General features: G+C 61.9%; 13 protein-coding genes. 8 read left to right on the forward strand and 5 right to left on the reverse strand.

What is annotated here, in order from left to right:
• Positions 1-123 precede the first annotated feature (123 nt).
• A complete protein-coding gene (locus P5205_09290; protein HSA10550.1) occupies positions 124-2,892 on the forward strand; it encodes a glycoside hydrolase family 78 protein in 2,769 nt (922 codons plus the stop codon).
• Between the two features lie 24 nt (positions 2,893-2,916).
• Here P5205_09290 and P5205_09295 read toward each other — a convergent pair whose 3' ends face one another.
• Together P5205_09295 and P5205_09300 are read right to left on the reverse strand one after the other, a co-directional pair.
• Complete coding sequence (locus tag P5205_09295) at positions 2,917-3,822, reverse strand: DUF4190 domain-containing protein (protein ID HSA10551.1); 906 nt, start codon at positions 3,820-3,822, stop codon at positions 2,917-2,919.
• A gap of 116 nt (positions 3,823-3,938) precedes the next feature.
• On the reverse strand, positions 3,939-5,402 hold the full coding sequence (locus P5205_09300; GenBank protein ID HSA10552.1) for an alginate export family protein: 1,464 nt from the start codon (positions 5,400-5,402) through the stop codon (positions 3,939-3,941).
• Between the two features lie 264 nt (positions 5,403-5,666).
• On the opposite strand from P5205_09300, the gene P5205_09305 reads away from it, so the two are divergent.
• The 3 genes from P5205_09305 to P5205_09315 all read left to right on the forward strand — a co-directional run bounded on the left by P5205_09305 (position 5,667) and on the right by P5205_09315 (position 8,042).
• A complete protein-coding gene (locus P5205_09305; GenBank protein ID HSA10553.1) occupies positions 5,667-6,179 on the forward strand; it encodes a thioesterase family protein in 513 nt (170 codons plus the stop codon).
• A 73-nt stretch (positions 6,180-6,252) separates the two neighbouring features.
• Complete coding sequence (locus tag P5205_09310; protein HSA10554.1) at positions 6,253-7,584, forward strand: phenylacetate--CoA ligase; 1,332 nt, start codon at positions 6,253-6,255, stop codon at positions 7,582-7,584.
• 17 nt (positions 7,585-7,601) lie between these two features.
• Positions 7,602-8,042, forward strand: a complete 441-nt coding sequence (locus P5205_09315) for an amino acid-binding protein (GenBank protein ID HSA10555.1) — start codon at positions 7,602-7,604, stop codon at positions 8,040-8,042.
• 48 nt (positions 8,043-8,090) lie between these two features.
• Here the strand turns inward: P5205_09315 and P5205_09320 are convergent, their stop codons facing one another.
• Genes P5205_09320 through P5205_09330 form a run of 3 tightly spaced genes read right to left on the reverse strand, consistent with a single transcriptional unit; the run spans position 8,091 to position 10,670 of the window.
• On the reverse strand, positions 8,091-8,534 hold the full coding sequence (locus P5205_09320; protein ID HSA10556.1) for a hotdog fold thioesterase: 444 nt from the start codon (positions 8,532-8,534) through the stop codon (positions 8,091-8,093).
• Between the two features lie 10 nt (positions 8,535-8,544).
• Positions 8,545-9,024, reverse strand: a complete 480-nt coding sequence (locus P5205_09325; GenBank protein HSA10557.1) for an indolepyruvate oxidoreductase subunit beta — start codon at positions 9,022-9,024, stop codon at positions 8,545-8,547.
• 17 nt (positions 9,025-9,041) lie between these two features.
• Positions 9,042-10,670, reverse strand: a complete 1,629-nt coding sequence (locus P5205_09330; GenBank protein ID HSA10558.1) for a thiamine pyrophosphate-dependent enzyme — start codon at positions 10,668-10,670, stop codon at positions 9,042-9,044.
• 116 nt (positions 10,671-10,786) lie between these two features.
• Here P5205_09330 and P5205_09335 point away from each other — a divergent pair, with 116 nt between their 5' ends.
• The 4 genes from P5205_09335 (at position 10,787) to P5205_09350 (ending at position 15,957) form a co-directional block, all read left to right on the forward strand.
• Positions 10,787-12,079 (forward strand): phenylacetate--CoA ligase, encoded by a 1,293-nt coding sequence (locus P5205_09335; GenBank protein HSA10559.1) that lies wholly within the window; start codon positions 10,787-10,789, stop codon positions 12,077-12,079.
• Positions 12,080-12,123: 44 nt separating this feature from the next.
• Positions 12,124-12,552 carry an acetolactate synthase gene (locus P5205_09340; protein HSA10560.1) on the forward strand — a complete coding sequence of 143 codons (429 nt, stop codon included), beginning with the start codon at positions 12,124-12,126 and terminating at the stop codon, positions 12,550-12,552.
• Positions 12,553-12,958: 406 nt separating this feature from the next.
• Positions 12,959-14,437 (forward strand): sigma-54 dependent transcriptional regulator, encoded by a 1,479-nt coding sequence (locus tag P5205_09345; protein ID HSA10561.1) that lies wholly within the window; start codon positions 12,959-12,961, stop codon positions 14,435-14,437.
• A 557-nt stretch (positions 14,438-14,994) separates the two neighbouring features.
• Positions 14,995-15,957, forward strand: coding sequence for a ketose-bisphosphate aldolase (locus tag P5205_09350; GenBank protein ID HSA10562.1), 963 nt, complete (start codon positions 14,995-14,997; stop codon positions 15,955-15,957).
• The last annotated feature ends 246 nt before the right edge of the window (positions 15,958-16,203 follow it).

The following is a 16,203-nucleotide window of genomic DNA, read 5'->3' on the forward strand; positions in this document are numbered from 1 at the left end:
TGGATGCGGCGGCACCGCACCACCGGGAATTGGCTTGATTGTGGACGTGATCCGGCCCATCAATGCGGCGCTGCTGAGCCCGGTCAAAGGCCCGGCGGCTCGAACGTGAATCGCACAATACCCATGAAACTACCTGTCTTTGCCCCAACAGCGCCACCTCCCTTCTCCACCTCAAGCGCCCATCGTTTCGGGCGGCGAATCCTGGTGGCCTGCATGCTATTCGGCGCGGGCTTTGGCATCTCACTTCCTGCCGCCGCAAACGGAGTGACTGTCGGCCAGCTGCGCTGCGAGCACTTGGACAACCCGCTGGGCATAGACACCCCGCAGCCGCGCTTGAGCTGGGTGCTCGAATCCAGGCAGCGGGCCCAGGTGCAGACCGCGTATCAGATTCTCGTGGCGAGCAGCGAGGCGCTGTTGAAAGCAGACAAGGGCGATCTTTGGGACACGGGCAAAGTAGCCTCGGACCAAACGCTGCACGTAGTCTATGCAGGCAAGGTGTTGGCCCCTTGCCAGCGGTGTTATTGGAAGGTGCGCGCGTGGGATTCAGACGGAGCGACCTCCAGTTACAGCGGTCCGGCGCATTGGGAGATGGGCTTGCTTTCCCCGCAGGATTGGCACGCTCAGTGGATTGCCTCAACGACGGACACCAATTCCCTGCCTGCGCCGCTGCTGCGCCGCGCGTTCACGCTGGAGGGTAAGATCAAGCGAGCCCGCGCCTACATCTGCGGGCTCGGCTATTACGAGCTGCATATCAATGGAAAGAGAATCGGCGACCACCTGCTCGACCCCGGTTACACGCGCTATGACAAACGTGCGCTCTATGTCACTTACGATGTCACCGGCGCCTTGCGCCGGGGCGGCAACGCCGTCGGCGTAATTCTGGGCAACGGGTGGTATAACGTGCAAACCCGGGCGGTTTGGGATTTTCACAAGGCCCCATGGCGCGCTGCGCCAAAACTGCTGATGCAGTTGCGCGTGGAATATGCCGATGGGCGCAAAGAGACCATCGGCACCGACAGTCGCTGGCTGACCAGCACGGGCCCGATCACGTTTAACAGCATTTACGGCGGCGAGACCTACGATGCCCGCGCAGAGAAGCCGGGCTGGGACACGCCGGATTATGATGACGACAATTGGTCCAAAGCGGAGGTTGTTTCAGGTCCCGGGGGCCGACTGACGGCGCAGATGATGCCCCCGATCAAGGCGGACAAAAGCATCAAGCCGGTCAAGTTGACCGAGCCGAAGCCCGGGGTTCTTGTGTTCGACATGGGCCAGAACTTCTCGGGCTTCGCCGAGCTGCGTCTGCGGGCGCCGGCTGGCACCAGGGTGGTCATGAAATACGGCGAACGGCTGGCCAAGGACGGCACGCTCGACCGCGCCGACATCCAACAGCATGTCGTCCGGGTTGATACGAACCAACAGTTCCAAACCGACACTTACATCGCCAAGGGCGCGGGACTGGAAACGTGGCATTGCCGCTTCACTTACCACGGCTTCCAGTATGTCGAGGTTACCGGCTTCCCGGGCAAAGCAACGCTCGACAACCTGCGCGGCGTCTTCATCCGCTCGGCGATACCCGTGGCGGGCGCATTTGAATGCTCAAACCCGCTGCTGAACAAGATTTGGCAGGCCGGACGCTGGGCCTACCTGAGCAACCTGCAAGGCATCCCCACGGACTGTCCGCATCGCGAGAAGAACGGCTGGACGGGCGATGCCCACATCGCCGCCGAGCAGGGCTTGCTCAATTATGCGCCGGCTGCCGTGTATGCTAAGTGGATTAACGACTTGGGTGACGAGCAGCGCCCGACGGGCGAGTTGCCTGGCATTGTGCCGACGAGCGGCTGGGGCTACATATGGGGCAACGGCCCCGCCTGGGACAGTGCATTCCTGCTGATCCCATTCTACCTCTACCAGTATTGCGGCGACACGAGGGTGCTGTGCGACCATTACGACGGGATGAAGCGCTACGTGGATTACCTTGCCACCAAAGCAAAGGACGGCATCGTGGATATCGGCCTGAACGATTGGGCGCCGTTCAAGACTAAGACACCCGCGGACATCACCTCGACTGCGTATTATTACCGCGACGTCCAAATTGTCGCGTTTACGGCGGATTTGATGGGGAACGCAACCGACGCAAACAAGTACGGCCAGTTGGCCGCCAGCATCAAAGAGGCATTCAACCGGAAGTTCTATCACCCCGATACCGCGCTTTACGGCAACGGCAGCCAGACCTCGCTCAGTTGCGCCCTCTACCAGGGCCTGGTTGAACCGAAGGACAAGGCGCGTGTGCTCAACAATTTGGTGGCAGCAGTGGAGAAGTCCGACAACCACATGGATACTGGCATCCTGGGCGCGAAGTATCTCCTCAACGCTTTGCTGGAAAACGGGCGCGCCGATGTGGCCTACCGCCTGGCCAGCCAGAAGGACTTGCCGAGCTGGGGCTGGTGGATCGAGCAGGGCGCCACCACGCTTTGGGAGCAGTGGAACGGCAGCGAATCCCGCAACCACATCATGTTCGGCGACATCAGCGCCTGGTTCTACAAAGCGCTGGCCGGGATCAACCTCGATCCCGCGGCGCCGGCCTTCAAGCGCATCATCATCCGCCCCAACCCAGTCGGCGATTTGACGTCAGCCGAAGCCAGCTATGATTCGGTGCGCGGGCGCATCGCGAGCGATTGGATGATCAAGGATGGCCACTTCAACCTGACGGTTACCGTCCCCGCCAACACCACCGCCACTGTCGCCCTGCCCACTGGTAGTATGGCTTCGGTGTTAGAGAGTGGCAGGCCGGCAATCAAGGCCGAAGGCGTGAAGGGGTTCCGTGTGGAAGCCGGCTGCGCAGTGTTCGACGTCGGCTCCGGCACGTACCACTTCACCGCCCCGCTGTAACGGAGCGCCACTTGGCCATGTGGTTCAGGGGCTGCGCGCGCCCTTCCCCATGGCGTCCCAGCGGGACTTGGTGAAGCCCTGGACGCTGCCGTCGCACAAAGCCACGTTGCGGTGGATTGGGCAGACGGCGAGCACCATCTGGGGATGAGCATCGTTCACGTTCGTTCCCGTTTGCACCTGATAACTCACATTTCCGAGCTGCAGGCGCTCGAAATCGGGCGCTGGCTTCTTCCTGTCGGCCGGACAAACCAGAATCTTCGGCGTGCTCAGCTCCTTGGACATGACCTGGAAATGGAACGCCGCGTTCTGGTCAAAACCGTCGCTTCCCGGCCGGCATAATTCCAGAGTGCCCCCTTGGTTGGTGCTGACGTTGAAGGGGAAGCTATCGTCATGATCAATTGCCCACATGCGAAACGCGAAGCCGATCTGTTTCATGTTATTGGTGCAATCGATCCTCTGGGCCTTGTCCTTGGCCCGGCTCAAGGCCGGCAGCAGCATCGCGGGCAAAATGACCAGGGTGGCCAGCAGGCTGACATAGCCCATGATCAGGCCTGCCAGAGCGAAACCAGCGCCACCATACTGCCCGGGCAATCGCTGCGCCCGGCCGCGCGCCAAATGACCGCAAATGATGGCGGGAATACCCGCCAGGAAGCCGAAGCAGACCAGCGACAACAGCCCCAGGACGAAGCTCGTAATCGCCAAGCCGCTTTGTTGGCTGGGTGCCTGCCCTGCCGGCAAGGTTGGCGGTGCGGCGCCAGCCCCGGAAGTCAAGCCAAGCTCCGAAAAATCCGCCGCTTGCTTCCATTCCGCAGCACCGGCCTCTTGCACGCGCGTCTGGGCATTTACCCGTCCCTCGGCAATCCACCGGCGCATCTGTTCGAGGCTGATGGGGCCGTATTCTTTGCCGTCCGATCCGATGATCTTGTACATGGCTCGCCCTTTCTGTGTGCGCCGCGGGCGCACAGGCTCGTCTTCCGGCGCGCCTTGGCGCTGCCCTTCGCAGGCCGTCGCAGGCAGCGCTTATCCTTCAACCGCGATTGGGCTCGCTAGAAAGTGAACATCACTTCCGCCCGCAGGAAGGACATCATCTTCTGGCTGATGTAAAAGTCGCCGGGGAACAGGAATTCGCTCCAGAGATGGCCCTTCATATGCCGGCTGAAGGTGTATTCCAGCATCCCTGACACGAAATGACCGCGGAAATTATTGTCGTTGTTGAACAATGGGGCGCCTCGGGTGGCCACGTTCCGGTCAGAGAACAACGCGTAATAACTGGTGCTGAATCTCAGGTTCTTAACTGGATACACCGTCCATGTGGGGCCGACGCGGTAAAGGTTTGCCTGCTGCCCGATCCGCGCCTCCGCCGCAGTGCTGTAAAGCCCGATCTCACTCCAGCGCGGCCACCGGCCCCACAGTGAGTCAAACATCTCATCGCGCTTCGTATCCGGGTCGTCACCGGATAACGCCTCAAACGACAGGTCTAACCGGTTCTGCATTTTATCTTTGAACAGGTAGCTTACCTTGCTATTGAATCCGTACGCCAGCAGGTCCCGGTAGGAGCTTGTCGGTGCAGGGAAGTTGATTCTCGTGTCCGACTTTCGGCCAATCTGGTAAGCGCCTTCCAGCCAGTATTGCCAGTGATCATCCAGCATTCCGTGGATCCGGCCGCCCATGGTGTATATATCCGCGTCGTCGCCCACGGTCGGGTAGTGGAGCGTAACCCTGTCGTCGTTCTTGTAAATGAAGTAAAGGGCCATATTCGCCGCCTTGATGGAGCTGTTAGCCACTTGCAGGATCGCGCCCTGCTCGCGTTGGTCGCCTTGGTTGAGATTCTGGTTGTTGATGGTCGGCAGCCACGCGTCGTCTTTCGGGTCTTGAACGATCCCCATCGCTTCAATCGTCGTTTTCTGCTCCTTGAGCTCGTACTTAAACCGCGCTGCATCGAAGTAATAGGTCCAGGAACCGTCACTGGGCGTGCCATCGCTCAATAACCACCCATCTCCCGCCAGCGAGTCCCGGCCCGGAATAACATCCTGCCGCCCGACTTTTATGGTGGCTGGCAAGCCCGCGATGTTCGCGTATTGGACCCACAGGTTGTCAATGATCCCCTCCCGCATGTCCAGTCCCTGACGACCGCTCATTGGCGTATACCCCGCCGGCTTCATCCACTCGCGAGGTTCCGCCGCCAGCCGCGCGGAAAAGCTAAGGTCTTCCAGCGGCGTAACGGTGGCCCAGAGACGCGCCCGGAACCGGAAATAATCCTGCTCGTGCAAAGGATTGTTTCTGCTCAACGTGAGCAGGTTGTCGAAATACTCGTTGCGGACCCGGAAATCGCCGCCCCAATTCAACCACGACGTCGGATTCTTTATGTCATGGATCGCTTGCTCGGTTGAACTGAGCGTCGGCGGGGCCGACTCCGGGGCTTTGGCAGTTGCCTGGGTGGTCTGGGCTGAGGCGACCCCCAGGGTCGCACCCAGAAACACAATGGTTAGTACTTGGGTTTTGGTTTTCATGTGTTGGATTAGCTGAGGGCGATTCCGCTCCCTGGAAAGCGGGTGCCGGCGCGTTCACTTGCTTTAAGGTTCTTGTTCACAATCAGGACCGTTCCCGGCCCGTTTATGCGCGCCTCTTAACGAGGCGGGCGACATTTTAGGCTCCAACGTCAAAGTGTCTAGCGTTATCCGGAGATTGTCGGACAATTTTCCCGCGTAGGCCCTGTGTGATATTTGGCCTTTAGTCCGCAAAATAAGGCAATCTGGCGCAAGGGTTTGCTGCCCGTGCTCCACCGCGCAGAACCGGGGCACGGCGCGCCGACGCTCGATTTTGTTGAAGCCGCCCGCGTATTGGGCAATCCTGCCGCCATGACCAGGTTGTCCGATGTGCTGCAGTTGCGCGTCCGCTACAGTGAGACGGACCAGATGGGGACCTTTTACAACTCGCGCGCGCTGGAGTGGTTTGAGTGCGGCCGCACCGAGTTGATGCGCCGCCGGTTGGGGATGTCCTACGCCGCGCTGGAGGCGCGCGGAATCTTCCTGCCGCTGGTCGAAGCGCACCTGGAATTCCGCGGGGGAGCGCGCTACGACGACCTGCTGGAGATTGCTTCCCAAGTCGAAGTATCGGGACGTGCCAGGCTGCGGTTTGAGGTCCGGATCCAGCAATGCGAGACCCGCAAATTGGTCGTCTGCGGCTACACCGTTCATGCCTTCACCGACCGCCAGGGGAAGCCTATTCGCCCGCCGCTGTGGTTCCTCGAACTGCTGACCCGGGCCGCGAACGTCCCGGCCAGGTGAACGGACAACTAATGATTTGCCTCCCGCCCGCCTCGCTGCTTAGAGTTGCGCAGTTGCCAGAGGCTCGACTTTTATGAGCAAACACTCGAAGAAATCAAACAGAAGCTTCCACCCGCTCAGCGCGCCAGATTACCTCCCGCTGCCGCAGTTGCGCGAGCTGCAACTCCAACGGCTCAAGCGCATCGTCACGCGCGCTTATGACCATGTCGCGCTATTCCGCAAGCGCATGGACGAGCGCGGTTTGACCCCCGAAGACCTGCAGAAGCTCGACGACCTCAGTGAACTGCCGTTTACGGAGAAGACCGACCTGCGCGACACCTACCCCTTCGGCCTGTTCGCCAGCCCGATGAACGAGATTGTCCGACTGCACGTCTCCAGCGGCACGACTGGCAAGCCCACTGTCGTGGCCTACACGCGGGAGGATGTTCAAGTCTGGACCAACGTCATGCTGCGCAGCCTGGCCGCCTGCGGGCTGCATGAAGGCGATATCATCCAGAACGCGTACGGCTACGGCCTGTTCACCGGCGGACTGGGCGCGCATTACGGCGCCGAGGCGCTCGGCGCGACAGTCATCCCCATTTCCGGGGGCAACACCCCGCGTCAGTTGATGGTGATGAAGGACTTTGGGGTCACGGCCATCTGCTGCACGCCCAGCTATTTCCTCCACCTGATTGACCAGGCCCCGGAGGTCGGGGTGGACATCCGGGACCTGCGGCTGCGGGTGGGCGTCTTCGGCGCCGAGCCGTGGACCGAGTCCATGCGCCGCCGTATCGAAGCGGACAGTGGCATCAAAGCCTACGACATCTATGGCCTCTCCGAGATTGTCGGCCCGGGCGTCGCGATGGAATGCCAGTGTCAGGCAGGGCCGCACATCTTCGAGGATTACTTCTATCCCGAGACCATTAACCTCAAGACGGGCAAACCCTGCGAAGACGGCCAGGAAGGCGAGCTCGTCCTGACGACCCTCGGCAAGCAGGCGATGCCGATGATCCGCTACCGCACCCGCGACATTACGTCGCTGGCTTCCGAGACCTGCGAGTGCGGCCGCACGCTGCGCCGCATCAAGCGCATCGGGCGCCGCGCCGACGATATGTTCATCATCCGCGGCATCAATGTCTTTCCGTCGCAGGTCGAGACCGCCCTGCTCGCGGTGGAAGGGGCGCTGCCGCACTACCAGATCGTCCTGACGCGCGAGAAAGACCTGGACGTTATGGAAGTGCAGGTTGAGGTCACGCCGGAAGTGTTCAACGACACCGTCGGCGCGCTGGAGGCGCTGCAGAGCAAGCTCAGCAAGTCCATTGACACCATCGTGGGCGTTCGCGCCAAGGTGCGCCTGGTCCAGCCCCGTACCATCGCGCGGAGCGAGGGCAAGGCCAAACGCGTGATTGACCAGCGCAAGATGTAACCCGAGGAGAATCAGCCATGAAAGTCAAACAGCTCTCACTATTCCTGGAAAACAAACCCGGCGCGCTCAGCCGGCCCGTCAAGCTGCTCGCCAAAGCGAAGTTTAACATCCTGACGCTCTCCATCGCTGACACCGAGCAGTTCGGCATCTTGCGCATCGTCGTGCGCGACTGGCAAGCGGCCCGGCGCGTGCTGACCGAGGCGGGCTTCGTCGTCAAGGTCTCCGACATGGTCGCCGCGGAAGTGGCCGACAAACCCGGCGGGCTGGCGAAAGTCCTGGTAGCGGTGGAGAAGGCGCGCGTTAACCTGGAGTACATGTACGGCTTCACGCTTAAAGCCGAAGGCACCGGCGTGCTGGCGTTCCGGTTCCGCGAGCCGGATCGTGCCATTGCCGCCCTGCGTAAAGCGGGCGTTCGCCTGCTCCGCAGCGCGGACTTGTTCCAACGGTTGGAGGAGTGAGCGGCGCCGCGGCGCGGTTTCGCTCGCTCCGTCCGACGCCCAGGCTCCTCAGCCCGGGATCTTCTCCGATTTCCGATACGCCATGCCCTGGAAGAGCGCGACCAGTTCGCCCGCGTCGTCCTTCACTTCCACCGTGTAGGAGCCCAGCTTGAAGTTGCGGGAGATTTCCCTTGCGTCGGCCCACAGGGTGCCGGTCTGGCCGGCTTTCATGAACGTGATGCTTACGTTGATGGCCACGGCGACCGTGCCGTGTGAATTCGACGCGGCGGCAAACGCAAAATCGGCCAGCGTGAAAATGGCGCCGCCTTGCACCGTGCCATAACCATTCAAATGGTGCGGATGCAGCGTCATCTTGGCCCGGGCGTATCCGGGCGACACCGCCAGCAGTTCGATGCTGCAGCGATCGGCAAACCGGTCGTTCTGGAAGAAGCGTTGGAGGCTGGCGAACGCGTCACCGTGGGCAGCCGTGTGGGGCCGGGTTTCTTTGCTCATATCGCCTCGCTCACCTGCTCGCCGCCTTGCGCCCGAGGAGAAAGGCCTGCCGATTGCCTTCGAAGTAAGTTTCCGCAAAGCCTGCGCGCAAGGCGGCTAGCCATTGTTCCTCGGTCATCGGCAGGTGCGCGCTCAACGCGCCCAGCAGCGCCACGTTCAGCGTCTTCTTGTTGGGTAACTGGTCCACGCTCACGGCATCGGGCGCGATCAGCACTCCGTCCGGGCGCAGCATGTGCTTCTGCGGCTCCAGTTGCGTCGGTTCAAGCACCAGCAGGAAGTCTGCCTCCCCGGCCGACACCATCGGGCTGAAAACCCGCCCGCCGAACCGTACATCGCCCGTCACCGAGCCCCCGCGCTGGCTCATGCCCTTGATCTCGCTCTTCTTGACGTCATACCCGGCGCGCAGCGCCACATCGGCCAGGATATCGGTGCCCTTCAGAACGCCCTGGCCGCCGATGCCGGCCACGACGATGTTGGTGACTTTGTTCATGGAAGCGTAACGCGTATTTACGTCTGGCACGGAGCAGCCGTCCGGGCGGAGTCGCATTCGCAGCGCTGCTCCTCGTATTGCTTGAGTTGCTTGGCGATCAGGATGCATGGCCGCCGGGCAATAATCACTGCCAGTTCGCCGCTCGCCAGGCAGTCCGTCAGCAGGCGGTCAAATTCACCTGTGCCAAACCGTGGCTCGATCACATGCACCCGCCGGATGCCGAGCGAGCGGGCCAGGTCCTCCAGCACGACTTTGCCGGTGGGCTCGTGGCCCAGCGTGCGGCCCGTGCCGGGATGCTCCTGGTGCCCGGTCATCGCGGTAGTGGAATTGTCCAGAATGATCAACACATGCCCGTTGGGCGGCGGGTTATACACCATCTCCACCAACCCGCTGATGCCGCTGTGCACGAATGTGCTGTCGCCGATCACGCTTACCACGCGCCGCGCCTGGTCGGGCGGCAGCACGTGGCGCAAACCCAGCCCGACTCCCAGGCTCGCCCCCATGCATACGCACGAGTCAATCGCCTCGAATGGCTGGAGCACGCCCAGCGTGTAGCACCCGATGTCGCCTGCCACGATGCAGTCGTGCTTGCGCAGGGCCTCAAAGACAATGCGGTATTGGCAGGCGTCGCACAGTTGCGGCGGTTTGCCCGGCGGCGGGGCCGGCTCCGGACTGAGGTCGTTGTTGAGGATGCGCCGCACCCGGGGCACGTTCAGCTCGCCGAAACGGTACATGTCTGCCTTGCCCTCCACCGGAACCCCCGCTCCGCGGATCGCCTCAACGAGATACGGGTCGCCTTCCTCGACCACCAGGCAGCGTCCGACGCCTTTGGCGAACTGCGCGATCTGCTTGAGCGGCAGGGGATGAGTAAAACCCAGCTTGAGGACGCGGGCGTCGGGAGCGGCTTCCCGGACGTGCATGAACGAGATACCCGAGGTGATGATGCCCAGCCCCGAGCCGCCCTCCACCACGCGGTTCAATCCACACGTCTCGTTCCACTCCTGCATGTCGGCCAGCTTCTGCCGCAGCCGCCGATGCGCGGGGCGGGCGTAAGCCGGGATCATCACCCGCCCACGGATGTCCCGCTCGTAGTTGGCCAACCGGGGTGCTCCAGCCTGCGGACGAGGCTGCACCACCGTGTAGCTGTGGCACACGCGCGTGGTCACCCGGAACAGCACGGGAAGCTTCCAACGTTCCGAAATCTCGATTGCCGCGAACAGGAAGTCATACACCTCCTGCGAGTCGGAGGGCTCCAGCATCGGCAGGCCCGAGGCGACCGCATAGCGCCGGTTGTCCTGCTCGTTTTGGCTCGAGGCCATGCCCGGGTCATCGGCCGAGACAACGATCAATGCCCCTGTCACGCCGGTGTAGGCAGCCGTGAACAGCGGGTCCGACGCCACGTTCAGGCCCACGTGCTTCATCGTGCACAGCGCCCGCGCTCCGCCGAATGCGGCCCCGATGGCCACTTCCAAAGCCACTTTCTCGTTGGGCGACCATTGGGCATGCCCGCCCAGCTCGTGGAACGACTCGAGGATCTCCGTGGACGGTGTGCCCGGGTAGCCGGCCCCGAGCGCCACGCCCGCGTGCCGCGCCGCGAGCGCGAGGGCCTCGTCGCCGCTTAACAGAAGTCGGTTTGATTCATTCATTCGATGTTATCCGCGCGAGCTTAATACCTCATTCTTCGATCAAGGGACAACACTTTCCGCGCCTATTTACGGGCTGGACATCGCTGCCGCGAGGAGTATAAACACCCCTCACCAAAATGTTTTGGGATCAAGAAACTGAAACACTGGCTCGGCCAACCCTCGAACAACTGCAGCTCAAGCACCTGCGGGACACTCTCGGGCGCGTCGCGCAACGCGTGCCTCTCTACCGCCAACGATTTGCGGAGCTGGGCATCACCCCCGAAGCTATCAAATCGCTGGCCGACGTCCGGCGGCTGCCCTTTACCACCGGTGACGATCTGCGCGCCATCTACCCCGAGGGCATGTTGGCCGTGGACCGCGACGAGCCGGTGCGCTTGCACACCTCCAGCGGCACCACCGGCAAGCCCAAGGCGATCTTCTTCTCGCGCCAGGACGTGGACAACGCCGCCGAGCTCATTGCCCGCTCGCTGGTCTCGACCGGGATCACCCGGAAGGACGTGCTCCAGAATATGATGAGCTACGGTCTGTTCACCGGCGGGTTGGTAATGCACTACGGCGCCGAGAAGGTCGGCTGCATGGTCATTCCCGCCGGCCCGGGCACCTCCGAGCGCCAGTTGATGCTGATGCAGGATTTCCGGACCACCGCCGTCCACATCCTCCCCAGTTACGCGCTCTACTTCGCCAGCTTTCTCGAACAAAAGGGCATTGACCCGCGCAAGGACCTGACGCTGCGCAAGGCCTTCGTCGGCGCGGAACCGCACACCGAGGAAACCCGCCGCCGCATCGAGCAGGCCTTCAACTGCAACGTCTATAACTCCTACGGCCTGACCGAGATGAACGGCCCTGGCATCGCGTTCGAGTGCGAATGCAGAGCCGGGATGCACCTGTGGGAAGACCACTTCATACTGGAAATCATCAACCCGGCCACCGGCGAACCCCTGCCGGACGGGCAGACCGGAGAGTTGGTCCTTACCAGTCTCCGGCGCCAGGCCATGCCCATCCTGCGCTATCGCACCCGGGACATCACCTCCGTCATACCCGAGCCCTGCGAATGCGGGCGAACCCATCGCCGCCTGGCGCGCTTCACGGGCCGCTCGGACGACATGCTCATCATTCGCGGCGTGAACATCTTCCCGCAGCAGATCGAGCGGGTGCTGATGTCCTTCCCGCAGGTGGGACGCAACTACGTCATAGTCATCGAGGGCCTGGACGACATGACCATCAGAGTTGAGCTGTCGGCCACCGCCTTCGACGGGCAGGTCGAGCACCTGGCGGCGCTGCAGCGCCAACTGGTGGAGAAGATCAGAGCTGAGACCTGGGTCAGACCCAAGGTGGAGCTGCTTCCCGCCGGCACACTGCCCATCGCCGAGGGCAAAGCCAAACGTGTCATTGACAAACGTTCCCTTTAGTCGCGCATCGAGCATTGATCCAACATTCCAACGCCCCCCTCCTTATGAGCGCCGTAAACCTGGTAGCCGTATTCGTTGAAAACAAGCCGGGCCAGACTGCCCGCATTACGCGGATGCTTGCTGACGCGGGCGTCAACCTGAGCTGGCTCACCGTCGCCAACAGCGGCAGCTTCGGTGTGATGAAATTTCTGGTGGACCAGCGCGACCTGGCCGTCCGCACGCTCAAGGAGAAGGGCGTGATGGTCTCGCTGCTCGAAGTGCTGGCCGTCGAAGTCCCCAACCAGCCGGGTTCCCTGCAGGCGGTGGCTGATTTGCTGGGCCGCAGCAACATCAACCTCGAAAACTGCTCCGGTTTCGTTGCCAACAACCGCGCCATCCTGATTATTGAAGTCCCGGCCCTCTCCCAGGCCTGCCCCATCCTGGAACAAAAGGGCTTCCGTCTCCTCACCCAGGAAGAGATGCTGCGGCTCTGACCTCGCGCGGTACCCGGCTGAGCGGAGCGGCAAGACCTTCCGGGATGAACAACCGGCCGGGAAACGCGAGCGCCCTTGGCCGCCTTTTGAAATGGCGCGCACTTCTGCAAGCAGGCGCCAGTACAACAAAAAAGCCGGAATTCGATTCCGGCCTTCTTGCCACATTCTACACCGAGAACAACCTTAAATCTTACCTTGATGCGGCGCCGCAGATTTACGCCTGTCAGTTACACACGGTCTGACTACTGCGCTTTTGCATCACTGACGCTACCACCATACCAGATTCCCCATTCCCGTCATGTCACCAGTTGTGGGGACAGGCCCGGTCCCCAGCCTGGCAGTGCTGAAATGTGCTGGAGGGAGTTCCGCTTGCGGGAGGTTACGCTTTGGGGTTAACTCCTGCCCAATGGCGAAAGTTCTGCTGGTTGATGATGACTTGACCATGGTGCAGATGGTCAGCGAGTTGCTCCGACAGGAAGGGCACGAGGTTTTCCCTTTCTCGAATGGCAGCACCGCGCTGGCCGGGCTCACGGCGCATACGCCCGACGTGGTGATTACGGACCTTTACTTCGACAAAACGCGGGCGCATGGGCTGGAGGTGGTGCAGAAGGCGCGCGCGATGTCCCCGCCGGCCGTGGTGATCGTCATTACCGGCTACGGGACGATCGAAACGGCGGTGGAGGCGATGAAGCACGGGGCGTTCGACTACCTCGAAAAGCCGTTCAAGGTGGAGGAATTGAAGCTCCGCGTGCAGCGCGCGCTTTCCCACAACGCGGCCATTAGCGAGACGGTCTACCTCCGCAAGCAGCTCAAGAAGAAGTACGAGTTCAGCCAGATCGTCGGCAGCGCCCCGAAGATGCAGGAGGTGTTCAAGATGATCGAGCGGGTGGCGAACACCGACAGCACAATCCTGGTGCTGGGGGAGAGCGGCACGGGCAAGGAGTTGGTGGCCCGGGCCTTGCATTACAACAGCCGGCGGCAGTTCGCGCCGTTCGTGCCGGTCAATTGCAGCGCGCTGCCGGAGAACCTGCTGGAGTCGGAACTGTTCGGGCATCGGCGCGGATCGTTCACGGGGGCGATCAGTGACAAGAAGGGATTGTTCGAGGAGGCGGACGGGGGGACGATTTTCCTGGATGAAGTGGGCTCGATGTCGGCGATGCTCCAGAGCCGGCTGCTGCGGGTGCTGCAGGAGCGCGAAGTCCGGCGGGTGGGAGAAAACACGCCGATTTATGTCAATGTGCGCGTGGTCGCCGCGTCCAACGAGCCGCTGGAGAAACGTATCCAGGAGGGCACCTTCCGCGAGGACCTCTATTACCGGCTCAATGTCATTGCCATTCCGCTGCCAAGCCTGCGGGAGCGGCGGGAAGACATTCCCCTGCTGGTGGCGCACTTCCTCAAGGGCAAGACCAGCGGCACGCCGAACCGGCTGGTGCAAGTGACCCGGCAGACGATGGATCTCCTGTGCGCCTACGATTGGCCGGGCAATGTGCGGGAGCTGGAGAATGCCGTCGAGCGGGCCGTGGCTTTGTGCGAAGACGGCGTTATCCGGGCGGCCGACCTGCCGCCGCGGCTCCTGGCCAGCGTTAAAGCCGCCGCTCCAGGGAAGGACGGTCAGGCCGCAGCCGCGTTGCCGGCCGTGCCCGAATCCGCCCTCTACCCGCTCCACCTTGGGCCCGAGTCGGAAGCCGCATCGGCGCTGGGTCAACCGGCGGAAGAGCCGCTGATGCCGATGAGGCTCTACCTGCGGCAGCAGGAGTTGGCCTATCTCAACCGTGCTATCCAACACTGTGGAGGCAACAAGGAACAGGCAGCCCTCCAGCTCGGCATCAGCACGGCGACGATGTACCGGCGGCTTAGCGCCGACGACAAGGATTCGTCTGTCTAACCGCGCGATTGCGCAAACCCACTAACGCATTGCCTGCCCGCAGCGCAGGATCAAGCCTGGCCAGTATCGGTTAAAATCGTCTCACCTCGCAGGTGGGCTCCAGACCTGCGCCGCAAACCGGCTGAACCCGGCTACGCCCATCGCCTGCCGCCCCAACGACTGACCTCGCCCGCTCCACAAGCCTGGGGCACCCCACACCCAAGCCGGATATGGTGATAAAACGGTGCCAATCCGGTGGGACTACGGTGTGGTTCCCATGGGGGTCGGCCCCCATGGGAACCACACCGGGCTATAAGGGGTGTCACAGCGTTGTCACACCGGTAATTCCGGCTGTGGGGGCTGTGCTGGGAACCACCACTGTCCCAAAAATGGACACAGCGTCGTTTTTCGCCAGGAGGGCTGATCAACTCAGGATTATGGGACGGGACCAATGGATTGCGGCACCGAGCCAACCGCCTTTTTTGCTTTCTTTGGTCAGGGGGCGGCCTATGATGCCCAAAGGTCGCAGAAAGCGCGGCCCTCCCGGTAACTGGTTTACTGGCCGGAAACCGACATTTATGCCATTAACACATACCAAAGAACTGTTCGCCAAGGCGCTGAAGGGCAAATACGCGCTTGGCGCCTTCAACGTCAACAATATGGAGCTCCTCCAGGCCATTATCGAGGCTTGCGAGGAGGAGAAGGCGCCAGTCATGCTCCAAATCTCCAAGGGAGCCCGCCAATACGCGAACCCCGTTTACCTCAAAAAGCTGATCGAGGCCGCCGTCAGCCTTTCCAACATCCCCATCGCGGTCCACCTCGACCATGGCGACACCTTCGAGCTGTGCAAGGACTGCATTGACGACGGTTTCACCAGCGTGATGATTGACGCCAGCCACGACCCGTTCGAGAAGAACGTCGAAATCTGCCGCAAGGTGGTCGAATACGCGCATGCGCACAATGCCGTGGTCGAAGGCGAGTTAGGCTGTTTGATCGGGGCGCAGTTTGATGAAGGCGAAGAGGGTGGCCAGCATTCCAAAGAGGGGCGCTACACAAATCCCGAACAGGCGGTGGAATTTGTGAAGGCCTCCGGCGTGGATTCGCTGGCGGTCGCCATCGGCAACTCGCACGGAGCGTATAAGTTCAAAGGCGAACAGCACCTCGACCTGGAGCGGCTCAAGGCGATCAAGAAAGCGCTCATGGACGCCGGCCTGGGCGACTATCCGCTGGTGCTGCACGGCGCTTCGAGCGTGCCCAAGGATCTGGTGGAAGAGATCAACCATCACGGTGGCAAGCTGGCCGATGCCGCGGGCGTCCCCGAGGGAGACATCGAAATCGCGCGCCGCACCGGTTGCGCCAAGGTCAATATTGACACCGACCTGCGCCTGGCGATGACCGCGGCCATCCGCAAGGTTTACGCCGAGAACCCCAAGGAATTCGACCCGCGCAAGTATCTAGGCCCGGCCCGCGCCAAGGTCAAGGCGCTGGTGCAACACAAGGTCCGCAACGTCCTTTGCTGCGCCGGACACGCCTTCGACTAGGCAATTGTACCGACCAGGTTTTGCTCCAGCAGCGTGACGGATCTGGTCCCGCCACGTTGCTTTTGTTGTAAGCTGTACATGACTCAGAGCCTGTGTGATTGAAGGCCCGTGCAGGCGATCACGACCCGAACTGCGAGCCAAAAGCACCTGCGAAGCGTTTGGACGGCAGATTGGGAGTCAGCCGAGGGCGTAGATGTTCTCTGTATTGCAAGTGGGATTCTCATCAAAGTTATTCACACAGCCTTG

The organism is Candidatus Paceibacterota bacterium, assembly GCA_035452965.1.
In the GTDB taxonomy this organism is placed as follows: Bacteria; Verrucomicrobiota; Verrucomicrobiia; order Limisphaerales; family UBA8199; genus UBA8199.